The sequence below is a fragment of the Vibrio sp. QJM3NY_26 genome, from assembly GCF_057786005.1.
The window spans coordinates 125,635-149,733 of sequence record NZ_CM173516.1 but is presented as its reverse complement, the minus strand read 5'-3'; the positions used below and the strand labels follow the sequence as shown (position 1 = coordinate 149,733).

The following is a 24,099-nucleotide window of genomic DNA, read 5'->3' as shown; positions in this document are numbered from 1 at the left end:
TACAGAACCAGTATCAACATAAGGAGTTGAGCGATGAGTTCTAAAAAGGAAGTTTATTTCGTTCCACATCAAAGTCACTGGCCGCTGGTCGGGGCTATTGCTCTGTTTCTTGTCGCAGTTGGCGCGGGCTTAACGGTGCAACACATGGAGACCAACTCTGCTGGTGGTGTGTTTGGGAAAGTAGTGCTGTTCGTTGGCTTTGGTGTGCTGCTGTATATGCTTGCCGGTTGGTTTAGCAACGTCATCACAGAATCATTAAATGGGCTCTATTCTGAGCAAATATCTCGATCCTTTAGACAGGGCATGAGTTGGTTTATTTTCTCTGAAATCATGTTCTTCGGCGCTTTCTTTGGCGCGCTTTTCTACGCTCGGATGATTTCTGTGCCATGGATTGGTGGCGCAGGTAACAATGCTATGACTCACGAAGTGCTGTGGCCGATGTTTCAGTCGATATGGCCGCTGACCATCACTCCAGATGGTGTGACGACGCAAGCAATGCCTTGGCAAGGTATCCCGCTTAAGAACACCATTATCCTGCTGCTTTCCTCTGTGACGCTGCACATGGCACATATCAGTCTTGAACAAAATAAGCGTATGGCTTTGATCGTGTGGTTGGAGATAACCATTGTTCTGGCTGGCTTCTTCCTATTCTTCCAAGTTGAAGAGTACCTTCACGCGTATCAAGAGATGGGGCTGACGCTTCAATCCGGTATCTATGGCAACACCTTCTTCTTACTGACCGGATTCCATGGTTTGCATGTGTGTTTAGGAACGATTTTTTTGATTGTGTTACTGGCGAGAGTTGCGAAGGACCACTTCACTCCGAAAGACCACTTTGCGTTCCAAGCGGGCAGTTGGTATTGGCACTTTGTTGATGTGGTTTGGTTAGGTCTGTTTGTGTTTGTTTATGTGCTCTAACGAAATATATCGGTCTAGCTGTTAGGTTTGTATGGGCTTAATAAGGGCGAGGGTTGGGAGTTATCATTCCTGAACCTAACGCCAGTAATAACAGCAGCACGACAACGGCTGACCACATGACTCGACGACCCAAGAAGTGACTCAGTCTTTTGCCATTGTGTTTACCTGAGGCGATTTGGATTAGCCCTTTCATCAGGTTGAAAGCGATAAAAAATAGCAAAGCGACCAATACAATTTTAAACAACAACACAAAGGTAGATGACGCCATAGTGATAACTCCAAGCCGATTGATTGATGATGAACACAAGTTCCGCAGTAAAGGTTTTTGGATAGCGGTTGTTTTAACTGTGGTTTCAGTCGGCATTTTAATCAAGTTGGGTTTGTGGCAGTTAGACAGAGGTAACGAGAAACTACGTTATGAACAACAGCTATCAGAAAGAGCGCAGCAATCGCCGAGGTCATTGGATGCGGTTATCTCTGAATGGAAGGACTCGCGTATACAAGCGCAAGGTGCATCTGAACAGCTGTCTTTAAATGGTTTGAAGGTTGATGTGGAATTGGAAACACCAAGTGGTTTAGTGGTCTTGTTAGACAATCAGGTTAACCAAGGAGCGGTGGGGTATGTGATTTACATGTTGGGTGAGGTTCGCTTTAAAGATGAAAACGAGTCTTTAGTGGCCGAAAAGCAGTTATTGATCGATCTGGGGTTCGTTGCGGCAAGTAATGACAGAAGAGAGCTTCCACAACTAGGAAACATAACACTACCAACCAATATGTCAGGGCGTTTGTACACTCGTTCAGTGAATCCTCTAAGTCATGAGCTGGGTTTAGAAAACACAACGCCTAAAAGAATTCAAAACATCAACATAACAGCGTTATCAGAGTACACAGGACAAGCCGTTTTACCCTTTGTCTTCCAACCGCAAAGCTTAGAATCGTGGCCTTATGAGTTGTTATGGCGACCGACGGCAATGAAATCTGAGAAGCACTTCGGTTACTCATTTCAATGGTTTGTAATGGCAGCGGTACTTTTGTTTTTGATGTTGTTAATTGGCTATAGGTACCTAAAAGCGACACCTATCACGGAGAACAAAGATGGATAAGTCTCAAGCACGAGTGAACAGGGAAAGTACCGAGGCAAACATGGCTGAGCTTAGAAGCCGTCGTACTAAGGGACGTTTGGTATTAATCGGACTTGTTCTAATTTTCGCTTTGCCTGCGCTTATCGCCAAAACTGTGTTGGACCAGAATTGGTATACGTCAGGTGTCACTAACTCAGGCGAATTGGTAGAACCAAGAGTCACGCTAGCGGATTTTGGCGTAACGGTACCCATGGCTGGAGAGGGTTGGTTAGTGGGTTATATCGCACCGATGGAGTGCGAAAGCTTGTGTGAACAACAGCTTCATTATTTGAATCAAAGCTACTTAGCGTTAGGGAAAAACAAAGAGCGCGTGACCGCCGTTGTTTTCGTCTCAGAAGGTAACTCGTTGTCGGGTTCGCTCAACAAGCCTGATTTGTCGTTTTTAGCTGGTGGTGATCAATTAAGTAACGAGTTTGCACCTGCTTCCATTGTCATAATTGACCCACTCGGGCAATTGGTTATGGAATACAAACGTGTTTCTGATCCTTCGCAGCTAGTCAGCCAATCTAAAGGCATGATTCATGATTTAAGAAAGCTACTCAAGCTGTCACGAGTTGGGTAGTTAATCAGCTTGAGTTGATGATCTTTAGCATATTGCGTTAATGCTGAGTGTTGTTAGCGAAAAGGGAACAAGTATAGGGAGATAAACGATGCAGAATAAAGCCCCTGATTTACTCATGCACATGATGAGATTAACTATCTTGTTAACCCTTACCGTGATTGTGCTCGGCGCTTATACCCGTTTGTCTGATGCTGGCCTCGGCTGTCCTGACTGGCCTGGGTGCTATGGAAAGATCACCGTTCCCTCGAATACCCAAGCCGTTAATCAAGCCAATCTACAATTTCCAGAACGAGCTCTCGAAGCAGACAAAGCTTGGATAGAGATGATCCATCGCTACTTTGCAGGAACATTAGGGCTGCTTATCTTTGTCGTTGTTGCTTGGTGTATTAAAAAGAATATAACAGCTGCTGGTCTTCCGTTACTTATCTCTGCAACCGTGATATTTCAGGCTTTGCTTGGAATGTGGACGGTGACTCTCAAGTTGATGCCCGTTGTGGTTATGGCGCATTTGATGGGGGGCTTCACGTTGCTGTCACTGTTATGTCTGCTCTACTGTCGTTTGTCTCAATTCCAAAGCCGTTTTGGTGAGGCTACCTATTCTTCACCACTTAAAGTCTCGGCACTATTCGGATTACTCATTGTGGTTGGGCAGATACTGCTTGGTGGCTGGACATCGTCTAATTATGCCGCTCTGGTGTGTACCCAATTACCTATCTGTGAAGGGAACTGGACAAGCTATTTAGATTTCAAGAATGCCTTCGATTTTGCTCAACACGGTCATGATAACTATGAGTTTGGAGTGTTGGAATATCCCGCAAGACTTACCATCCATGTCATGCACAGGTTCGGGGCTATTGTGGCGACGTTAACGGTGCTGATGATCGTGTACCAGCTATGGAAATTTGGCCAAGCGCCTCACCAAAAGCTGAGCGTGATTGTCGCAATAGTCCTGTTTACTCAAATCAGCCTTGGGATCAGTAATGTATGGTTTCACCTGCCAATCTCAGTCGCGGTTTTGCATAACCTAGTCGCAGCGATGTTGCTCATCAGCATGGTTGTAACCAATTTTGTCGTGTGGCAACACAAACCAAGTCAGAGCTTGGTGAAAAACAGTGTATTACAAGGAGGTAATCATGGTCAGTAGAACGTCAACACAACATGAAGTAGTGGTTCAAGACGCATCCTTAATTCATAAGATAACAGCCAACAATGACACAGCTTTAAGTAACGAAATAGCTGCAAAAAACAAAGCCACTTGGAAAGTTTATTTAACGCTGACCAAGCCGAAAGTGGTGGCTTTGATGTTGCTGACGGCATTGGTTGGGATGTGTTTGGCCGTGCCGAATGGATTGCCTTTACAGCAAACTGTGTTTGGGATGATTGGGATAGGGCTGATGGCAGGTTCGGCAGCTGCATTCAACCACTTGATCGACAAAAAGATTGATGGGCAAATGACTCGAACAAATCGACGCCCTTTACCATCCGGTGAACTGAGTAGTGTACGTGTGTTCAGCTTTGCCGCGGGTATCGGCTTACTTGGGTTTGCCACGTTAGTGGTGTGGGTCAATCAACTGACCGCTTGGTTAACCTTTGCAAGCTTATTAGGTTACGCAGTGATTTATACCATGTATCTGAAGCGAGCGACGCCGCAAAACATTGTGATTGCAGGGATCGCAGGCGCAATGCCACCTCTACTGGGCTGGACGGCGGTCACCAATGAACTGCATTCAAACGCTTGGTTGTTGGTGATGATCATCTTTATCTGGACGCCTCCGCACTTCTGGGCATTGGCGATTCATCGTCGTGATGAATACGCTAAGGTGAACATTCCGATGTTGCCTGTGACTCATGGTATTGCCTACACCAAAACATCGATTCTGCTCTATACCTTGCTGCTAAGCATCGTATGTGTGCTTCCAGTATTAGTTGGGATGAGTAGTTGGATATACCTGAGCGCGTCTTTGGTACTAAACGGTGGGTTTGTCTATCACGCGTGGGTTTTAAAATATCGTGATGAACCCAACATGGCGATGAAGACATTCAAGTTCTCCATCTATCATCTCATGACCTTGTTTGTTGCTCTGTTGGCAGACCACTATCTACTTTAACAACTGGCGTTTCTACTTTTACTGAACAAGAAAACGGATGCTTTGGGCATCCGTTTTTGTTTGGTTGATGACTAAAACTCACTTAATACAAAGTAAGTATCTAGCGAGTACTTAGTCCACTTTGTTCCAAGCACTTTGCCAGTGTGAACCGACACCTGGTTCGTACTGAGTTGCTGTTGGAGCCCATTGAACACAGTAACCAGAGTATGGGAACTCTTTACACTGATAAACGCCGCCGTCGCTGCTCAGAACCTTTGTTCCTGCTGTGTAAGACTCAATGCTTTCTGGGAATATGAAGTCATAATCGCCTGCTGGTGGAGGTGTTTGCTCGTCCATTAGGTGGAAATCAAGCGTGTTCTGATCCACCAAGTTACCTTGGTCATCTTTCGTCACGACCACAAGCATGTGGTGGCCAGCTTCCGACTTAGATAGAGTGAGTTGAACATCTTCAACTTGTCCGTCTGATAACTTAGATTTCTGAGATGCAAGTGCTTCACGATGATGGTTGTACACAGTCAATTCAGCTTGAATATCGCCTGTTGCTGCAAGAGTAAGATCAAGCTGTGTCGGCTGGTTTTCATCAATAATGTACTCAGACTCTAAGCCTGTGACTTCTAGCTCATGATCTGGCTCTGGAGTATCAATCTTGTATCCGATTTCTACGCTCTTAAAGCCTGAACCTGATTTTAGATAAACAGGGTTCGTGCCGTACACTGGCGCGAAATCGTTTTGATCGTTTAACTGGCCCGCTTGGATTTGCGTTTGCTCTTGATTGATCTTCGAAGCAAGCGCGTAAGACCAGTTGTTTGCTTTACCTTGTTCGTTGTTCTCAATCACTAGCTCTGTACTGTATGAAGCGTTCTCACCAGATTGGTCGAATACGCGAGTGTAAACAGCGTCACCTACATTCAGGTTTTGCGTTGGGTTGATTTGACCGCCTTGATCCCAATCCGGGATAACAGGGCCGTCGCCATCAAACTTCACATCGATAACATTGTAGAAAGCCGCAGCAGTGTCACCCACATCCCATACCGCAAGGATCACTTGATAACCTTCACGCTCTGGTACATTACACAAGTGGCTGACTTGCATCGGTGGTTGTTCCATATTGCCTTCAACGACGCAGAATGGCGTTAAATCAAAAGAACTGCGTGCCAAAGGTTGGTTTGGGTTCCAATCTGGTTGAGTAATGTAATATTTCCAATCACGGGTTTTGTGGTTCGCTGTGAACGTCCACTCAAAGTACTGAGATCCAGATTTGATAGGGCGCTTAACCCAGCGGTCTGCGGTTTGCTCGTCTAGCGCTGCCGCTAAAGAAGATTGTGCACTAGCGATTTTTCCATCGGCAGGGCCGCTTTCAGGAAAGCCCTCAGGGCCTTCTACACTTTGTGGTTCATATTGAATACCACCACAGCCTGTGTTTTTTTGTTGTGTATCACTCGCTGGGAATTTACACAACGCGACACGGCTTTCTGCTACGCCATTATCGTATGCCGAGACATAACCGTGACCGAAGCTTGCTCCACTGACGCTAAGTAGCGATAGCGCGATGAGCGATTTTTTTGGGAGTTGTTTCATTATTTGTCCTTACTGTATTTGGCCGACAAAAAAGAGAACACTCCGGCATGCATTTACACTTAAATTCTATTAAGTGGCGGCCCCGCTATCATAGACAGAATATATGTCGACAGACCGGTGGCTTTGCGTCCTATTCTTTCAAATAGTTTGCCAGAAGTGAGTTTGAGCAAACGAAATGTAGCCAACAGCTTTTATAAATGCGACACAATAGATTTAAATGTGGAATGCTAATCTCGAACTTATAATTCTTAATACAAATTAACTTGCCATATGTATTCCTAGGTAACATATAAACAATTGATATAAATAAAGAAAGTAATTGCTCTAATTGTTTCTGTGAATGATTAATGGTTATTATTCTTTGTTCCTTACACCGATTGAGCGCATATCAAAACCAAACCTTTGGTTTCCACTAACCGAACGCTGACATGCTGTGTATGAAAAGCCGGACAATTGATTGGTACGAATTATATAAAGGAGTCGGTATGGAATTTACAGAGCAAGACAGAGATGCGTTGTATCAAACGTGGATGTCACAAAAGTCGCGAATGCGAATTACGCAGATGGAGTTTTCGAAGAAGCTAGGCATGAACCAGCTTGATTTCTCAAGAGTGCTAAGAGGGGAGACAGCATTGACTATGTCTTTCATTATCCACTTTTGTCGCTTACTTCACTTAGAACCTAGGAATGTGTTTCCTTCGCTTAAAGAAGGTAACAAGTCAGGGCCTAAAGTCGTTTATTTGAAAAGTAGAATGAGTGTTGATGGTGAAATTCAAAATGCTTACATCGAAGGAAATCAAGTAATCGTAGAGTATGCACACACCGTTCAGCATGATTAATTTTAGATCCAGCTTTGATTTTTAACTCCTTTTCTACAATCCTTTCACTTAGGGTATGGCATACTTGGTTGAAATATTGAATTTAATCTAAGTGCGCTATGAAACCTTTAAAATTTCTCTTGCTTGTTGCAACCAGCATCTTTTTGTTTGGTTGTGCAGGCGGCCCAATTAAAACCGCAACTAAATTCACCAGTTATGAAGATTTTCAACCATGATTGACTCGCTTGGTGATGCCAAAGATGCGATCAACTATTGGGTTGAACGTTTAGGTGATACTCTACAGAACATCGATGACGCTTAGAAAGAGCCTGTAATGCTAGAGAAAGAGAACCTGATTAAACTTGCTAGAATGCAAATGCCATTTGGTAAATACGCTGGTCGTACGTTGATTGACTTGCCTGAAGAATATTTGCTGTGGTTCGACAAAAAAGGGTTCCCCTCTGGTGAGCTAGGTGACTTATTAAAATTGTGCCTTGCTCTGAAAATTGAAGGGCTTGATAGCGTTGTCAAACCATTGAAAAGAATGTAGTTGAATAGAGAGCTTGCGTTAATCACGTGAGCTTTTTTTGTTTTCAAGTGCTACACAATGCTACATGTATGCTGAAGCTTGAAGAATAGCTGCTCTTGTCTTCCTTGAAATTACGCAATCGATAGCGTGTAAATAATGTTGTACAGGGTGTTTCTAATATAAAACACAAAAAAAATTGCGTTTATTTTCAATTAGTGATTGAAACTAGAGTTTTTACTAGTTAAGTTACAAGGAACAAGAAGATTAGTGCTGAAAGAAAGTTACGTGAGACAACGTACATTCAGCTCAAGGATAGAAAAAAGGAAGAAGTAAGCGATGTTTCAGACTGATGATGTAAGAATTAACAAAGTAAAAGAGTTATTACCACCTGTTGCTGTTTTAGAAAAGTTTCCAGCGACAGAAATTGCTTCTTCTACAACCTTTGAAAGCCGTAAAGCGATTCATAATATTTTAGAAGATAGCGACGACCGCTTACTTGTTATCGTTGGCCCATGTTCTATTCATGACACAGAAGCTGCACTTGAATATGGCAAACGCTTGAAAGTGTTACGTGATGAACTAGGCGATAACCTTGAAATCGTAATGCGTGTTTACTTTGAAAAGCCACGTACAACTGTTGGTTGGAAAGGCCTAATCAATGACCCGTACATGAACGATACGTTCAAGCTAAACGATGGTCTTCGTCTAGGACGTAAGCTACTGCTTGACCTAACTGATATGGGAATGCCGACGGCAAGTGAATTCCTAGATATGATCACGCCTCAATACGTTGCTGACTTAATCAGCTGGGGCGCAATTGGCGCACGTACGACTGAATCTCAGGTTCACCGTGAACTTGCTTCAGGTATTTCTTGCCCTGTAGGCTTTAAGAATGGTACTGATGGCAACATTAAGATCGCAACCGACGCGATTCGTTCAGCGAGTGCTTCTCACCACTTTTTGTCTGTAACTAAGTACGGTCACTCCGCTATCATTGAAACTGCAGGTAACCCTGATTGCCATATCATCCTACGTGGTGGTAAAGAGCCAAACTACAGTGAAGAGCATGTAAGCAAGATTAAGGAAGAACTAAAAGCTTCAGGTCTTCCAGAGAAGGTGATGATTGATTTCAGCCATGCGAATAGCTCTAAGCAGTTTAAACGCCAAATTAACGTATCTGATGACGTAAGTGCACAGATTTCAGGTGGTGATAAAGCTATTTTTGGTGTGATGATTGAATCTCACCTTGTTGAAGGTCGCCAAGACTTGGTTGACGGCAAAGCAGCGACATACGGTCAGTCTATTACCGATGCTTGTATTGGTTGGGAAGATACTGAAACAGTACTTCGCCAACTGGCAGATGCTGTTGAAGCTCGTCGCAACAAGTAAACTAATTACAGTCAGCGACTAAGCGACTGAAAATTCAAAGCCCTTATTAGCAATCGCTAGTAAGGGCTTTTTTGTGACTCTTAGTTGAAAATTAGTTAAAAACTGGAAGTGCTTTGTATTCTTAAATGAAAAAAGACAGTAGCTCGTCGACTTTAAGTGACAGTAAAGTTCTATCTTGCTTGGTTTCCACGTTGAGGCGTATCAACGGCTCTGTATTGGACTTTCGTAAGTTGAAGCGCCATGTCCCCATATTCATGCTGAGCCCGTCTGTGTGATCGATATCAACAGCATCAACTTGATAGTGCGACAACACATAAGCCATGACTTGTTCTGAGTCTGAAACTCTGCGATTTATCTCTCCGGAAGAAGGGAATCTATCCATACTTGCGCTGGTCAATTGGTGAAGAGATTTTTGGGTTTTCGACATCAATTCAATAACCAGTAGCCAAGGAATCATTCCTGAATCGCAGTATCCAAAATCACGAAAATAATGGTGCGCACTCATTTCACCACCGTACACAGCGTTTAATTCTCGCATCTTCTCTTTGATGAGCGCATGCCCAGCTTTGACTGCAACAGCCTTCCCATCAAGCTTATTGGCGACTTCAATCGTGTTCCATGTCATACGCATATCGTGCAACACTGTGGCGTTAGGCTCTTTTAACAAAAATGCTTCAGCGAGCAACCCGACAATATAGTAACCCTCAATGTAGTTGCCATTTTCGTCAAAGAAAAAACAACGGTCAAAATCACCATCCCACGCAATGCCAAGGTCGGCAGAATGCTCTAAGACTGCATCTTGAGTCGCTATTTGGTTGTTTTTGATCAATGGGTTGGGAATGCCATTAGGGAAGTTTCCTTCAGGAGTATGGTGAACCTTGATGAAGGTGATAGGGGCACTGAGTTCGTTAAATTTCTTCTCTAAAGCATCAATGACATGTCCTGCAACACCGTTTCCTGCGTTAACCACAATCTTCATTGGTGAAAGTTTAGAAGGTGTTATGTAGGAGAGCAGGTGGTCTACATAGGGAGCGAGAATACTGGTCGATATGCCTGAGTTATTTGATTGAACATGAAAGATCGGCAAATCGGTGTTCAGCTCTTGATTCAGTACTTTAATACGTCGTTTGATTTTATCTAAACCACTGTTTTTACTGATGGGGCTAGCATCAGCACCGACCAATTTCATTCCGTTGTAATTGATTGGGTTATGGCTGGCTGTGATTTGTATTCCGCCAATCGCTTTTAGGTGACGAGTCGCAAAGTAGACTTCTTCAGTGCCAGTCATACCTAGGTCTATGACGGCTATCCCAGACTCGATTAAGCCTTTGGTCATGGCTTGTTGTAATGAAAGGGAGGTTTCTCGGTTATCTCGACCAATCACCACTTGAGCCAAGCCATCTAATGAAGTTTCAGGTGTCGTGGATAGGACGTATTCGCCAAATGCCTTACCGAGCAGATAGGCAAACGGCTCATTGATTTGGCTACCAATGATGCCGCGAATGTCGTTGTTCTTAAAGCAGCTAAGATCTAATGTTGGTTTCATTTGATTGAAGTCACTTCTATTTCTATTTTTTGTTCTGAGACGAAGAAGCTTGTTCGCTTCGAACATCTCGCCCATAGCTGTCTTGATATCGAATGATATCGTCTTCACTTAAATGGCTGCCGGTTTGAACTTCAATCATTTCAAGAGGTGTCTCGCCAGGGTTCTCTAAGCTGTGGATGTGACCTAAAGGGATGTAAGTCGATTGATCTTCTTCGACGAGATAGGTTTTCTCATCGTTGGTCACCTTCGCAGTGCCAGCTACTACTACCCAATGTTCCGCTCTATGATAATGCATCTGTAGTGAAAGCTGATGACCCGCTTTTACAGTGATACGCTTAACTTTGTCTCGCTTTCCTAAATCAATCACATCGTATTTACCCCAAGGCCTCAATACCTCACGATGATGAATATGCTCCGTTCGACCTGCTTGACTTAGTTGACTAACAATCGATTTTACACCCTGAACCTTGTCTTTATCTGCGACTAATATGGCGTCTTTGGTCTCGACAATAATCAGGTTATCGACACCGACAGTAGCAACTAGCTTGTTTTCAGCATGGATGTAGTTGTGTTGAGAGTCGACGGTTAACACGTCACCTTCAATGACGTTGTTATGCTCATCTTTGTCGCTTACATCCCAGATAGCAGACCATGAGCCAATATCATTCCAACCGACATCCATCGGGATCACAGCTGCGTGCGAGGTTTTCTCCATCACGGCATAATCGATGGAATCGCTTGGGCTACTTTTGAATGCTTCAGCGTCGATACGGATAAAGTCGAGGTCGGTATTTTGCTTTGCAAGAGCGAGTTTACAAGCCGCTAATATATCGGGGTGGTGTTCGGCGAGTTCTTCAAGATAGCGTGATGCCTTAAACATGAACATGCCACTGTTCCATAGGTACTGTTCTGAGCGGATGTATGCTTCTGCGGTTGCTTTATCGGGCTTTTCTACAAAGCACTCAATGTCGTAAGCATAATGGGTTGGTTGGTCTGTAATGTTGGTTTCTAGTTGTAGGCTAGAGATAAGAGGTTGCCCTTGTTTGATGTAGCCATAGCCAGTCTCTGGAGCATTTGGGGTTATACCGAATGTCACCAGTTTGCCTTGTTTTGCGTAATCAACACCACGGTTAATCGATTGTTGAAATTCAGAGGTTTTAGCGATGTGATGGTCGGCAGCAAGCACTAATAAGATTGGGTCAGCCGCTTCTCTTTTAGTCTCATGAGATTTGGTCAAAGCTTGCAAGGCTGCAAGTGCGATGGCTGGCGCAGTATTTCTACCGACAGGTTCTAACAGAATGCCACTGTGCAGGACGTTAGCTGAGCGAATTTGTTCAGCAGCGATAAAACGATGCTCTTCATTACAGATGATGAATGGCGCATCGCAGCTGCTATCCGTTAGGTGTGCGTTGATACCTTGCAGGCGTTGAAGTGTCTGCTGAAGCATCGACTGTTCGCCAGCAATATTCAGGAATTGCTTAGGATAGAGCTCTCGAGACAGTGGCCAGAGGCGGCTTCCAGAGCCGCCAGCTAGGATGACAGGTAAAATCATAGAGTGGTAATTGTGTGCATTAGAATACTGCCATCATATTACCACGCTTCACGCTTATTACTTATCGATAACCAAGAAGGATGCTGACTATCGATGACCTTCCGTAGGAGAGTTCAACATATCTTTGGGATCGCTAACATTCTGATTATCACCTAGGCTCTGAACGCTGTTATGACCTTGAACATTAGAAAAGTCTTGAGGGTCAATCTTGAGTGTCTGTGTGGGGAACGCGATGTCTGCATTGTGTTTATGAATAATCGCCAGAACCTGTAACAGAACGTCTTGCTTCACTTTGTGGTACCTGATCCAGTTGACCGTTTTTGTGAAGGTGTAGATAAAGAAGTTCAGTGTTGATGGTCCAAATTTGTCAAAGTTAACGATTAACGTCTGTTTGGCATCAATATCTGGGTGGGCCTCGAGCATGGTTCTTACATCATCAACAATGAGCGCCAATTTGTCTGCATCTTGATAACGAAGACCAAATGTTTCATTGATTCTACGATTTAACATTCTCGATGGGTTCTCTACCACAATACTACTGAACACCGAATTTGGAACGTACAAAGGACGTTTATCAAAAGTGCGGATAATCGTCATGCGCCATCCAATGCGTTCGACCGTACCTTCGATTTGACGATCGGGAGAGCGTATCCAATCTCCGACTTTAAAAGGGCGGTCGAAGTAAATCATCATGCCGCCAAAGAAATTCGACAGTAGATCTTTAGCGGCTAAACCGACGATTAAACCACCGACACCACCAAAGGTAAGCAAGCCCGATAGGCTCAGCCCAAACGCCTGCATGATGGTTAAGCCGCCCATCACCATAAAGAACAGTCGAGCCACTTTAGCGATAGCTTGTACTGTGGTTTCGTCTCTGGTTTTTTGCTCCAAGACATACTCTTCAGAGTTACTGATCATTCGCAGCGTAAACCAAACAAACGTAGATATGATCAGTATGTGTTTAAGTGTTCTTAGCCAGTTGATTTCATTACCAAACTGGTCTTGAAGGATTAAGCCAACAGACACGGTAGCAGGCCAGCACCAAAGCAACGTACTGACAGGTGTTTTTAAGGCCTCTAGCAGTAGGTCATCCCAATGAAATTGGGTTTTTTTGACCAAGATTTCCAGACGATTATGGACAATTCGCCAAGCGACCCAAGCGAAAAAGCTCGCAATAGTGATGAATAGGACGCTATTTGCCCAATCGCTATGGCTCTGGTTGATGTAGGTTTGTACTTGGGTTATGAATTCATTCATTGTGTGTACTGCCGCAGAAATTATGGGTTAGAAATTAGCAGAAATCACTTTTGTTCTCTACCTTTATAAATCAATCGATTAGCTGACAATTGTATCTCTATATGGATATATAGTCGTTTTTTTGTATGAAGACAATTTTGTTATTTGTTTTCGATGCTACGTAGCTTTGTGAGTGGAGTAATAAATGAGTGACAAACAATATGCAGTTATCGGCTTAGGGCGTTTTGGGTTATCTGTATGCAAAGAGCTACAAAGTTCAGGGGCGCAGGTGCTCGCTGTCGATATTGATGAAGAGCGAGTGAAAGAAGCGGCCAATTTTGTTTCACAAGCGATTGTTGCGAACTGTACGAGCGAAGAGACAGTTAAAGAACTAAGGCTGGACGATTACGATATGGTGATGGTGTCGATTGGCTCTGATGTTAACTCCAGTATTCTAACGACGCTAGTGGTAAAAGAATCAGGCGCAAAAGCGGTTTGGGTGAAGGCGAACGATAAGTTTCACGGCAAGATCCTTTCTAAGATTGGTGCCGACCATATCATCATGCCGGAGCGAGACATGGGTATTCGTGTTGCGCGTAAAATGTTGGATAGACGCGTTCTTGAGTTTATCGACCTTGGCAGCGGTTTAGCGATGACGGAAATTGTTATTGGTTCTAATTTTTTGGGTCAGAAACTTGGTGACCTTAAGCTGTGCAAAGAAAATGGTGTTGAGGTACTTGGTTTCAAACGAGGCCCGAACCTAACTAAAGCACCTGAACTGGATGTGAGTTTAGAAATTGGGGATGTGGTGATCATCGCTGGGCCGAAAGAGACCTTATCTAGAAAGCTACGCAATTGGTAACTGGCAATCGGAAATAAGGTAACAGTATGAATTCGTTAAAACGAAAAGGTACTTTCTACACGCTTAAGAGTGATAAAAAGCCACGTAAAGGATCTGAACCTAAGATTATCCTTACGAGCTTCTTAGGCGTACTTATCCCTTCTGCAATATTGTTGACGCTACCCGTGTTCTCTGTGACAGGTCTAAGCTTTACGGATGCACTGTTTACTGCCACGTCGGCGATCAGTGTGACAGGCTTAGGTGTTGTTGATACCGGTCAGCATTTCACCTTGGCAGGTAAAATCTTACTGATGTTCTTGATGCAAGTCGGCGGGTTAGGGCAGATGACCCTTTCTGCGGTGCTGCTCTATATGTTTGGTGTTCGGCTAAGTTTGAAACAGCAAGCATTAGCGAAAGAAGCATTGGGGCAAGATCGTAAGATTAACCTCCGAAAATTAGTCAAGAAGATCATCATTTTTGCATTGGTGGCGGAATTTATAGGTTTCGTATTGCTCTGTTTTCGTTGGGTTCCTGAAATGGGATGGGCAACAGGGAGCTTTTACGCGTTATTTCACGCGATTTCTGCATTCAATAACGCAGGATTTGCGTTGTTCTCAGACAGTATGGCGAGCTTTGTTGACGATCCACTGGTGATCTTTACCTTAGCAGGCTTGTTCATTTTCGGCGGATTAGGTTTTACGGTCGTGGGCGACCTGTCGACTAACTGGCGGAAAGGCTTCCAACATCTGCATTTACACACCAAGATTATGCTAACGGCGACACCGACGTTATTGGCGGTGGGCACGGTGATGTTTTGGTTATTGGAGAGAAATAACTCAGCGACGATGGAGGGCTTGTCGACACAAGGGCAATGGTTGGCGGCTTTTTTCCAGTCAGCGAGTGCTCGTACTGCTGGTTTTAATAGTGTGGATTTGTCTCAATATACACAACCTGCATTATTGGTGATGATAGTACTGATGTTGATTGGTGCTGGTTCAACTTCCACTGGTGGTGGGATTAAAGTATCGACCTTTGCGGTTGCATTTGTTGCGACTTGGACATTCTTGCGTCAGAAAAAGCATGTAGTGATGTTTAAACGCACTGTGACCTGGCAAGCGGTAACAAAGTCATTGGCCATTATTGTGGTAAGTGGAGCACTGTTAACCACCGCAATGTTTTTGTTAATGCTTACTGAAAAGGCGGCGTTTGATCGAGTGATGTTTGAGGTGATTTCGGCCTTTGCGACGGTCGGACTGACTGCAGGGTTAACCGCAAACCTAACTGAACCTGGGAAATACATCATGATTGTGGTGATGGTGATTGGACGAATCGGACCTTTGACTTTGGCTTACATGTTAGCTCGCCCTGAGCCTTCGTTGTTGAAATACCCAGAAGATACGGTGTTAACGGGTTAATAAGGTTAACAGGCTAAGGTTAACCCTTCTTGTTAGTGCGTTAGAAAAACAAAGCCAGCGAATATGCTGGCTTTGTTTTTTAGAGGTTCAGAGGTTTATAGTCAGTTTCTGAATTCTTAGCCCTCGAATAATCCCACATATTCTTCGTAGCCTTCGTCTGCCAGTTTATCCGCTGGAATAAAGCGCATTGCGGCTGAGTTCATGCAGTAGCGTAAACCTGTTGGCTTTGGACCATCTTTAAATACATGTCCTAGGTGAGAGTCACCAAATTTACTGCGAACCTCTGTTCTCGGGTAAAGCAGCTTGTAGTCTGTAGTCGTTACGACATAAGCCTCGCTGATTGGCTGTGTAAAGCTCGGCCAACCTGTACCTGATTTGTATTTGTCTTTTGAAGAAAACAAAGGCTCACCCGTTACGACATCAACGTAAATACCTTCTTGCTTGTTATCCCAGTATTTGTTGTCAAATGGGCGCTCTGTCGCGTCGTCTTGTGTGACATCGTATTGCAGTGAAGTTAGAGAAGCTTTGATCTCTGCATCAGACGGCTTGCTGTATGTCTTAGTATTGGCTGTCGCATTCTTACCATCGATGATCTGACGGATCGTTTGCGGGTTTTCATTTCTATCATCGCCGAAGACTTTATCTAGGTACTGATCACGACCAGAAGCGTAGCGGTAGTAGTTATAACGAACTTTGCTCTTCTTGTAATAATCTTGGTGGTAATCTTCTGCTGGCCAGAATTTCTCAAACTTAATCAGTTCTGTTTTTAGTGGTTCACCAAAGATCTGAGCCTTGTCGATTTCCATCATGAAGTTCTGAGCGACGTCTTTTTGTTCTTGGTTATGATAGAAAACAGCAGGTCGATATTGTGGACCTCGATCAACGAATGAACCTTTGTCATCAGTTGGGTCGATGTGTCGGAAGAATTGGTCAAGCACCTGTTCATAGCTGACCACATCAGGGTTATAGGTCACATTGATTACTTCGATGTGGCCAGATTTACCCGATGAAACTTGTTTGTAGGTTGGGTTTTCTAATTCACCACCAGAATACCCAGAGATAACGTCTGTCACGCCTGTCAGTTTTGCTAGATCGGATTCTGTACACCAAAAACAACCACCAGCCAGTGTCGCGATTTCAGTTTTACCTGAATTAGCCGTTTTATCCATTGTATTGGCAGTGCCAGTCTGGCTTACAAACAGTGAAATCAGTGGTAGTGCAACCACGAGTGATACCAATATTTTAGATAATTTATTCATAGATACCTCATCTTGACGTTTTTCTCATTCGATTTTGAATGTACGAATAGAGACAGGTTTTAGATGGAAAAAATTACACTATTCATGAAAAAAATATCTCAAATAGAAAATCTTGCTCATAAATGCTGCCAGTAGTAGGGTGTAAGCATTGATATAAAATAATACCAATCACAGTAAGTAAGTGATCATAAATAGCGCAGGAAAAAAACTCGAGAACAAGGCGGAATTTTCCGATAAGTAGTTATTCTACAATCAAAAATTCTAACGAAGTTATCGAGATTTTTAACAAGCTAGGATGACCAGTTATTTACTACGATTGGTATACCAAATAATGATGACGTTTTCGTACATCTAAGGAACAACATGCAAGCAGAAGTTAAATGGGTCGAAGGCTTTAAATTCCTAGGTCACTCTCAATCAGGCCATTCTATTGTTATGGATGGAAGCGGCGGAGCTACAGCGCCAAGCCCTATGGAGATGGTGCTCATGGCCGCTGGTGGTTGTAGCTCTGTTGATGTAGTGGACGGTTTGAAATCTGCGGGTCAAAGCATCACTGGTTGTAATGCAAAGCTAGAAACGACACGTCGTGAAACAGCGCCGAAAATCTTTACTGTGATTAATATTCACTTTGAAGTGTCTGGTGACAACCTTGATCCTGAGCAGGTTGCTAAGGTGTGTGCGGATTCATTAGAAAAATACTGTTCTGTATGTCTAATGCTGGGTGCTGGCGTAGAGATGACCCACAGTTGGGAAATCGTCTAGTCTTCTGATAGTACAGCTTGGCGGTAGGCTGATTTTTGCGGCTTACGGCTTATCGCTTACGGTTTATAGGCATAGCCAGATAAAGAAAAGGGCGGAGCACTTTAAAGTGCTCCGCCCTTATTATTTTAACTAAGGTAGAGTGCTATTATTCAGTAGCTTCTACGATAACTTCTTCAACTTTGACTTCTTCTTGGTATTCGAAGCCAGGGATCGTTGCGTCAACACGACGGTTTTGAGCACGGCCTTCAGCTGTATCGTTTGATGCGATTGGATTCTCTTCGCCTTCACCTGACGCTGTAATTCGGTCTGCTTCAATGCCTTGCTCTTCGATGTATGCTGCTACAGCTGCTGCACGCTTCTTAGAGATCATCATGTTGTATTCAGCTGCGCCTGTTGAGTCTGTGTGACCAACAACATCAACTGATGATTGAGGGTGAGCTTTAAGTACTTCAACTAATGGCATTAATGCAATTTTACCATCTGTAGACAGTTCAGTGCTGTTAGTTGCGAACATTTCTTGAGAGTAGCTTTCTGTTTGCGCTTTAGTCACAACGACAGTCGTTTTCTCTTCAACGACAACTGCAGGCTCTGTGATTGGCTCCGATGGCGCTTGAGTTACTGCTACTGCAGAAGTTGTTGCAGCCGCCGCTGATGCTGTTGTGTTGCCAGTACCGAAGTTGTAACTAACACCAACTGACAGTAGGTTCGAGTTCAGGTCTTGAACGTAGTTGTCGTCGAAATCATCAAAATATTGGTATTCAACACGAACTGCCCAATCAGAAGAAAGCTGCTTCTCTAGACCGATGCCAGCAGAAAGAACAACGTCATCTTCGCCACCGTGTGAAATGTAAGCAGGACCTGCTTTAAAGAATACGTCGAATTCTTGTTGTACTGCTAAGCGGTACATTGGAGTTAGCGAGATTGCGATTAGTGGGTCGCTGAACGCAGCTGTTGTGCCGTTCTTTGAAAAGCTTGTCTTGTAGTCGCCAAGGAAGTCCGAGCTTAGCTCAATACCAAACTTGTCACTAAAATTGTAACCAGAGTAGATGCCTGCACCAATTGCATCATCATCACATTTAACCCCATCGACACAGGCGCTATCTAGCCAGCCCATGCCAACTTTTGCGCCAACATAAGTGGTGGCAGCAATAGAAGGAGCTGCCGCTAAGCCCGAAGCAGCGACAACAGCACACATGATTTTAGAAAGTTTTTTCATAATCTTATCCTTGGATTAATTTTATTGTTATCTGAAGTTGGCCTATAAAGCGATAACTTACTGGCTAAGACACTGCGACCGTAAGCAAATCAAGGCGTTGATTCAGGTAGAGCTTTTAAGACACAACTAATATATTGTTAGTCTGATTGCGTATGAGAGTCAATCGGATTGTTAGGGTTTATAGTTGTTGAGGCGCTATTTATAACTTTTTTGTTGAAAAATTGTTGTCTCAAATCTTGGAAACGAAGAAACCTCGTATCATTTTTAGGTGATATGAGGTTTCATTTTGATGACTAAAGAATGTTTGGCTACATAGCCTGAGTTGTAGGGTAGAGCGGAGGTTAAGCTGTTAAGGGCGCTCTCCTGCAATTAAACGTTTTTCAATATCGGTAATGACATCTGGCAGATCTGCAATAGTATCGATCAGGTAGTGCGGGTTTGATTTGTTTAGCTTAACGCTTGCTTTTTCACGTGCAGCTGCAAGTGTTGACTCGTCTGCATCTAAATATTCTTGGTATGTTAAGCCTGCTTCGTTCCCCGATAATACAAGTCCAACTGTCCACATGCCTGCGTTGTGGCCTTCATCGATGCCAGGTGCTGCATCATCCACTTTCACACATGCTGAAACGCTGGTTACGCCAAGGTCGATTACGTTTTTAAGTGCCATAAATGGAGCAGGGCGACCGCCTTGAGGTAGGTCATCGGTTGCTACGATGTTGTCTGGGTGGTAACCGTAATCTGCAGCAGCAGGGATTAGCACATCCATCACTTCTCGTGGGTAACCTGAACAAGAACCTATTTTTACATTCTTCTCTTTTAGGTCATTTACCACTTCAATTGCGTTTAAAATAGGCGCTGCGTGGTCGGCTACTTTCGCTTTTTGAAGAGGCATGAATGCCGCGTAGATCGCATCAACGTCTTTACTGGTCATCGAGCGTCCGAATTGAGCATTCCAACGAGCGTCAACGGCAGGGATTCGACCCACCGCTTGGATGTGTTCCCATTTGCCGATACCCATAGGTTCACGTGCTTCTGCTAGGTCGATATCAAAGTCGAAACCTTGCTTGAATGCTTCAACAAAAATACTGGTTGGAGCAAATGAGCCAAAATCAACGATAGTGCCAGCCCAGTCAAAGATAACCGCTTGGATAGGTGATGTCGTGTTCATAGTAGTGTCCTATTTTTTTCTCCCAATTCAGGTAGTTCTGGGAGGTGAATAATTGTTTTAGGTTATTGGTTGCTTGAAATCCTTGCTTCAAGGAATGCTTTCAACGGTGGTTCAAAGGTATTCAAAGTCTTTGCTGACTTTGGCTATCGCTTTTTCGAATACAGACAGAGCGACTTCTAGCTCGCTACGGCTGATGATCAATGGTGGGCTCAACTGAATCACGTTACCTTGTGACACCTTAAAGCTCAGGCCATCGTTCAGACATTGATAAAGTACCGCTTCTGCTTCATCGAAAGCTCGGGTCTTAGTGATATGGTCGGTGACCAACTCCACGGCCCAAAGCAGTCCGATACCGCGAACGTCGCCAATAACTGGGTATTTCTCTTTCATTTGGAGCAGTTGTTCACGCACAAATACGCTGTCTGCTTGCACTTTTTCAAGTAGCTTTTCGTGCTCTATCACTTCCATGGTTGCGAGTGCTGCCGCGCAACCAATTGGGCTTTTCTCGTGGGTGTAGTGACCGAGTGACACTTGCGCTGCCGTGTTATATTTGTCTCTGGTTACCATGGCTGCAATAGGGACTAAGCCGCCGCCAAAGCCTTTACCGATACATAGGATGTCAGGTTCGATATCAAACGCTTGGTGTGTGAACCATTCACCGCTACGACCCATGCCATTTGGGATGTCATCAATGATCAACATGACGTTATGTTTGTCACAGATCTCACGGATGCGTTTCCAATAAGCTTTGCTTGGCACTTGAACGTCCGTATTACGAACAGCTTCGGCAATGAAGGCACCGATGCCACCTTCCTTTTCAATGACGTACTCAAGGTAATCGGCATAGTGCACATCACATGCAGTCTCGTTCGCATCGCCGGAGTTTTGCCCGCGAAGCGATAAAGAGTCATTAAGCGGAAAAGCACCACGATAAGAGACCGCTGGTGGAATACGCTCTACGCCTGCCATTAACGGCCCCATACCTTCACGAAAACAAGCTTCGCCACCGACAGAGATCGCATCAAGTGAAGCGCCGTGGAATGAATCCCACAATGAAACGACTTTGAAGTTGTTGGTGACATGTCGCGCTAATTTGAGAGCCATGCCAATCACAGATGTACCTCCGGGAGCAAACAACACACGATTCAAATCACCACCGCAGATCTGTGTGAGTTTCTCAGCACACTGAACGGCGGTTTCATTGGTAAAGCGACGCGGTGAAAACGGCAATGACGCCATTTGTTGAGTCACTTTATTAATAATATGTGGGTGGCCATAACCTAACTGGTGAACATTGTTCCCGTGAAAGTCCATGTACTTCTTGCCCGTCGCATCTTGAATGTAGATGCCTTCTGCGGCTTCAAGGGTGTCTAGGCAAGGCGTTGACATCGCTTGATGAAGAAACACGTCGGAATCACGTTTTAACATCGCTTGAGTTGCATCATCGTTTAGCGATTGGTTCCACTTTTCACGCGCTGGCGTGGTGTTCACATCGCCTTCGCTTCGAAAATGTGTCGCCTTTAGAATCGGCTCTTGATTGGTCGTCATCATTATTTGATGTCCCAGTACATAGCGTTTTTCACTGCGCCAATGAGGGCTTCAATGTCTGACGGGTAAACTTCACCGATGTTACCTATACGGAAGCAGTCTGCGTTTGAAACCTTGCCTGGATAAATCACAAACCCTTGCTCTTTCAAACGGTCATAGAATTCCTTGAACTGGTAATCGCTATGAGTTGGAGAGTAGAAAGAGGTGATGATAGGTGAGTGAAGGTCATCGTTAAGCAGTGGTTCAAAACCAAGAGAGCGCATGCCAGCAACCAATGTGGTTTGGTTGGTTTGGTAGCGATTGTGACGAGCTTCAATGCCGCCTTCTTGTTCCAATTCAAGCAGGGCTTGGTAGAACGCACGCACCGTGTGAGTCGGGGAGGTGAAGCGCCATTTACCATGGTTGCTTTCCATGCAGTGCCATTGGTCAAACAGGTCAAGGCTTAATGAACGAGCTTGGCCCTTACACTTCTCGAGGTCCGATTGCTTAGCAATAACAAAGCCGAATCCAGGTACACCTTGAATGCACTTGTTTGCTGAGCTGATCATGTAATCGATACCTAAGTCAGCAATATCCATAGGGATACCGCCAAAACTCGACATCGCGTCAAGAATGACGGTTTTGTTGTGCTGTTTTGCCAATTTGGCAATCTCTTCAATTGGATTCAGCATGCCTGTGGTGGTCTCACAGTGGACAATTGCAACATGAGTAATGTCTGAATCCATGGCCAATGCCGTTTCCATTTCGTTCAAGTCAGGCTGTGATGTTTCACCTGGGGAAACGACATGGCATGGAATGTTTAAATATTCGGCGATTTGAGCAATACGAGCACCATACGCACCGTTATCAACCACAAGAAGCTTACCGCTGTTAGAGATAACGCTACCGATTGTTGCTTCAACTGAAGCGGTACCGCTACCTTGCATTAATACACTTGTATATCCCGCCTGCTTAGTCGCCAAAGTCACAAGCTTGCTACGAATCACTTCAACAACGTCTTTGTTGTATTCATCATCCCAAGTACACCAATCTTTTAGCATCGCTTGGCGAACGGTTTCAGAAGTAGATAAAGGACCCGGTGTCAGCAGTAAGTATTCGTTTCTCATGTTCAACTCTCGTGATTTGTATTTTGGACTATACCAATATTTGCAGTTACTTTAACAACCAATTTAAACGGTCGTAAATAGCCCAAACGTTATTTTCACAAAAGCTTCATATTCAAATTTGTCACTTGTGTTGAGAAATTTTCCGATCTTTAAATTGCCATTTTTTGTTCATTTAATCGTCATAAAAGCCAGTTAGCTTAACACTCGAAATCTGGTACATACCAATGCAAAAATATGTGCTAATAACCTAAATGAATTTATGGATATAGAAGCCTCTAGATGGAGCTTCTAACTTCTAACCTTGGCATCGGGCCTGACTGGAGAAAATGATGAAAAACCGTTTTATGAAAGGATCACTTGCAGCATTAGTTACTCTACTAGCTGGTAATGCTTATGCAGCACAGGAAGTGACGGTTTACACAGCTTTTGAAACTGACATTTTAGCGAAATACAAAAACGCATTTGAAAGTGAAAACCCAGACATCAACATCAAATGGGTTCGTGATTCAACTGGGATCATGACGGCAAAATTATTGGCCGAGAAAAACAACCCTCGTGCAGAAGTAGTATGGGGTCTTGCGGGCTCTTCTATGGCTTTGCTTAAAGAAGAGGGCATTCTTAAGCCTTACACTCCTAAAGGTGTAGAAGCGCTGCGTGCAAATCTTAACGACCCGCAATCTACTCAAGCTTGGTATGGCAATGACGCATTCTTCAATGCGGTTTGTTTCAACGAAGTAGTTGCTAAGCAATTGAACCTACCTGCACCTAAATCTTGGGATGACCTAGCGAAGCCCATCTACAAAGGCCACATTGCAATGCCAAACCCTGCCTCTTCTGGTACCGGCTACATGCAGGTTTCGGCTTGGTTACAAAACATGGGTGAAGACCAAGGTTGGAACTACATGCAGAAGCTAGATCAAAACATTGCTCATTACACGCACTCCGGTTCGAAGCCATGCGTTCAAGCGGGTATGGGTGAAGTGGCTATCGGTATTTCTATGGCGAGCCGCGGCGCGAAGCTGAAGACTCAAGGCGCGCCACTTTCTGTGATTACACCGGAAGGTATCGGTTGGGAATCTGAAGCGGTAGGTCTTGTTAAGCCTTCCGATGCAGCACAACGTGTTATCGATTGGTCAATATCTAAAGCAGCGAATGAACTTTACATCGAAATGTACCCAGTTGTTGGTCACCAAGATGTAACAGGTAAAGCAGAGAACTTCCCGAACGTAGAGAAGAATATGGCAAAAATGGACTTCGCTCGCATGGGCAGCGAACGTGCCGACGTTCTTAAAACATGGTCTGAGAAGTTTGACGCTAAATCAGAGCCAAAATCTTAATCTGCTGAGCTTTTTAGTTCATGAGCTCCTTAGTTAATTATCTACTGAGCTTATTAGACACATAGTTTA

The 24,099-nt window shown here is 44.1% G+C and carries 22 protein-coding genes, 1 pseudogene and 1 riboswitch; of the genes and pseudogenes, 13 read left to right on the top strand and 10 right to left on the bottom strand.

Features of this window, described 5'->3' with window-relative positions; translation table 11 throughout:
• Positions 1 to 33 precede the first annotated feature (33 nt).
• On the top strand, positions 34 to 918 hold the full coding sequence (locus tag AC3CH4_RS16170) for a cytochrome c oxidase subunit 3 (RefSeq protein WP_488544027.1): 885 nt from the start codon (positions 34 to 36) through the stop codon (positions 916 to 918).
• A 37-nt stretch (positions 919 to 955) separates the two neighbouring features.
• Here AC3CH4_RS16170 and AC3CH4_RS16165 read toward each other — a convergent pair whose 3' ends face one another.
• Positions 956 to 1,186, bottom strand: coding sequence for a DUF2909 family protein (locus tag AC3CH4_RS16165; RefSeq protein WP_029225153.1), 231 nt, complete (start codon positions 1,184 to 1,186; stop codon positions 956 to 958).
• A 1-nt stretch (position 1,187) separates the two neighbouring features.
• Between AC3CH4_RS16165 and AC3CH4_RS16160 the strand changes: the two genes are divergently transcribed.
• The 4 genes from AC3CH4_RS16160 to cyoE all read left to right on the top strand — a co-directional run bounded on the left by AC3CH4_RS16160 (position 1,188) and on the right by cyoE (position 4,730).
• Complete coding sequence (locus AC3CH4_RS16160; protein ID WP_488544026.1) at positions 1,188 to 2,021, top strand: SURF1 family protein; 834 nt, start codon at positions 1,188 to 1,190, stop codon at positions 2,019 to 2,021.
• Entirely contained in the window at positions 2,014 to 2,622 is a 609-nt protein-coding gene (locus AC3CH4_RS16155; protein ID WP_488544025.1) for a hypothetical protein, read from the top strand. Before AC3CH4_RS16160 ends, AC3CH4_RS16155 begins: the two co-directional genes overlap by 8 nt.
• A gap of 88 nt (positions 2,623 to 2,710) precedes the next feature.
• Positions 2,711 to 3,766: a COX15/CtaA family protein gene (locus AC3CH4_RS16150; protein WP_102535377.1), complete on the top strand. Its 1,056-nt coding sequence runs from the start codon at positions 2,711 to 2,713 to the stop codon at positions 3,764 to 3,766.
• Positions 3,756 to 4,730 carry a heme o synthase gene (cyoE, locus tag AC3CH4_RS16145; protein WP_488544024.1) on the top strand — a complete coding sequence of 325 codons (975 nt, stop codon included), beginning with the start codon at positions 3,756 to 3,758 and terminating at the stop codon, positions 4,728 to 4,730. Before AC3CH4_RS16150 ends, cyoE begins: the two co-directional genes overlap by 11 nt.
• A 111-nt stretch (positions 4,731 to 4,841) precedes the next feature.
• Here cyoE and gbpA read toward each other — a convergent pair whose 3' ends face one another.
• Complete coding sequence (gbpA, locus tag AC3CH4_RS16140) at positions 4,842 to 6,308, bottom strand: N-acetylglucosamine-binding protein GbpA (protein WP_488544023.1); 1,467 nt, start codon at positions 6,306 to 6,308, stop codon at positions 4,842 to 4,844.
• Between the two features lie 72 nt (positions 6,309 to 6,380).
• Positions 6,381 to 6,470, bottom strand: a riboswitch (cyclic di-GMP riboswitch).
• A gap of 323 nt (positions 6,471 to 6,793) precedes the next feature.
• Here gbpA and AC3CH4_RS16135 point away from each other — a divergent pair.
• The 4 genes and pseudogenes from AC3CH4_RS16135 (at position 6,794) to aroG (ending at position 9,044) form a co-directional block, all read left to right on the top strand.
• Positions 6,794 to 7,147: an XRE family transcriptional regulator gene (locus tag AC3CH4_RS16135; RefSeq protein ID WP_488544022.1), complete on the top strand. Its 354-nt coding sequence runs from the start codon at positions 6,794 to 6,796 to the stop codon at positions 7,145 to 7,147.
• Positions 7,148 to 7,245: 98 nt separating this feature from the next.
• Positions 7,246 to 7,356: pseudogene (locus tag AC3CH4_RS16130) on the top strand (DUF3313 domain-containing protein); the annotation flags it as partial.
• A 104-nt stretch (positions 7,357 to 7,460) separates the two neighbouring features.
• Positions 7,461 to 7,676: a DUF3820 family protein gene (locus AC3CH4_RS16125; protein ID WP_004730103.1), complete on the top strand. Its 216-nt coding sequence runs from the start codon at positions 7,461 to 7,463 to the stop codon at positions 7,674 to 7,676.
• A gap of 315 nt (positions 7,677 to 7,991) precedes the next feature.
• The gene (aroG, locus tag AC3CH4_RS16120; protein ID WP_488544021.1) at positions 7,992 to 9,044 is read left to right on the top strand and encodes a 3-deoxy-7-phosphoheptulonate synthase AroG; all 1,053 of its coding nucleotides are present in this window, start codon (positions 7,992 to 7,994) and stop codon (positions 9,042 to 9,044) included.
• Positions 9,045 to 9,165: 121 nt separating this feature from the next.
• Here the strand turns inward: aroG and AC3CH4_RS16115 are convergent, their stop codons facing one another.
• From AC3CH4_RS16115 to AC3CH4_RS16105, 3 genes are all read right to left on the bottom strand, one after another.
• Positions 9,166 to 10,590, bottom strand: a complete 1,425-nt coding sequence (locus tag AC3CH4_RS16115; RefSeq protein WP_488544020.1) for a phosphohexomutase domain-containing protein — start codon at positions 10,588 to 10,590, stop codon at positions 9,166 to 9,168.
• 22 nt (positions 10,591 to 10,612) lie between these two features.
• Entirely contained in the window at positions 10,613 to 12,142 is a 1,530-nt protein-coding gene (locus AC3CH4_RS16110) for a mannose-1-phosphate guanylyltransferase/mannose-6-phosphate isomerase (RefSeq protein WP_488544019.1), read from the bottom strand.
• An 87-nt stretch (positions 12,143 to 12,229) separates the two neighbouring features.
• Positions 12,230 to 13,399: a mechanosensitive ion channel family protein gene (locus AC3CH4_RS16105; protein ID WP_017094663.1), complete on the bottom strand. Its 1,170-nt coding sequence runs from the start codon at positions 13,397 to 13,399 to the stop codon at positions 12,230 to 12,232.
• A 184-nt stretch (positions 13,400 to 13,583) separates the two neighbouring features.
• Between AC3CH4_RS16105 and AC3CH4_RS16100 the strand changes: the two genes are divergently transcribed.
• Complete coding sequence (locus tag AC3CH4_RS16100; RefSeq protein WP_428783056.1) at positions 13,584 to 14,240, top strand: potassium channel family protein; 657 nt, start codon at positions 13,584 to 13,586, stop codon at positions 14,238 to 14,240.
• A gap of 26 nt (positions 14,241 to 14,266) precedes the next feature.
• The gene (locus AC3CH4_RS16095) at positions 14,267 to 15,634 is read left to right on the top strand and encodes a TrkH family potassium uptake protein (protein ID WP_054547094.1); all 1,368 of its coding nucleotides are present in this window, start codon (positions 14,267 to 14,269) and stop codon (positions 15,632 to 15,634) included.
• A gap of 116 nt (positions 15,635 to 15,750) precedes the next feature.
• Here AC3CH4_RS16095 and msrB read toward each other — a convergent pair whose 3' ends face one another.
• On the bottom strand, positions 15,751 to 16,893 hold the full coding sequence (msrB, locus tag AC3CH4_RS16090; RefSeq protein WP_372243506.1) for a peptide-methionine (R)-S-oxide reductase MsrB: 1,143 nt from the start codon (positions 16,891 to 16,893) through the stop codon (positions 15,751 to 15,753).
• A gap of 363 nt (positions 16,894 to 17,256) precedes the next feature.
• Here msrB and AC3CH4_RS16085 point away from each other — a divergent pair, with 363 nt between their 5' ends.
• Complete coding sequence (locus AC3CH4_RS16085; protein ID WP_114635540.1) at positions 17,257 to 17,655, top strand: OsmC family protein; 399 nt, start codon at positions 17,257 to 17,259, stop codon at positions 17,653 to 17,655.
• Between the two features lie 145 nt (positions 17,656 to 17,800).
• On the opposite strand, the gene AC3CH4_RS16080 is transcribed toward AC3CH4_RS16085, so the two are convergent.
• From AC3CH4_RS16080 to phnW, 4 genes are all read right to left on the bottom strand, one after another.
• Positions 17,801 to 18,871 carry an OmpA family protein gene (locus tag AC3CH4_RS16080; protein ID WP_146456157.1) on the bottom strand — a complete coding sequence of 357 codons (1,071 nt, stop codon included), beginning with the start codon at positions 18,869 to 18,871 and terminating at the stop codon, positions 17,801 to 17,803.
• 349 nt (positions 18,872 to 19,220) lie between these two features.
• Positions 19,221 to 20,039, bottom strand: a complete 819-nt coding sequence (phnX, locus tag AC3CH4_RS16075) for a phosphonoacetaldehyde hydrolase (protein WP_488544018.1) — start codon at positions 20,037 to 20,039, stop codon at positions 19,221 to 19,223.
• A gap of 111 nt (positions 20,040 to 20,150) precedes the next feature.
• Positions 20,151 to 21,590 (bottom strand): aspartate aminotransferase family protein, encoded by a 1,440-nt coding sequence (locus tag AC3CH4_RS16070; protein ID WP_488544017.1) that lies wholly within the window; start codon positions 21,588 to 21,590, stop codon positions 20,151 to 20,153.
• Positions 21,590 to 22,693, bottom strand: coding sequence for a 2-aminoethylphosphonate--pyruvate transaminase (gene phnW, locus AC3CH4_RS16065; protein ID WP_488544016.1), 1,104 nt, complete (start codon positions 22,691 to 22,693; stop codon positions 21,590 to 21,592). Before phnW ends, AC3CH4_RS16070 begins: the two co-directional genes overlap by 1 nt.
• Positions 22,694 to 23,019: 326 nt before the next feature.
• Between phnW and AC3CH4_RS16060 the strand changes: the two genes are divergently transcribed.
• A complete protein-coding gene (locus AC3CH4_RS16060) occupies positions 23,020 to 24,030 on the top strand; it encodes a putative 2-aminoethylphosphonate ABC transporter substrate-binding protein (protein WP_488544015.1) in 1,011 nt (336 codons plus the stop codon).
• The last annotated feature ends 69 nt before the right edge of the window (positions 24,031 to 24,099 follow it).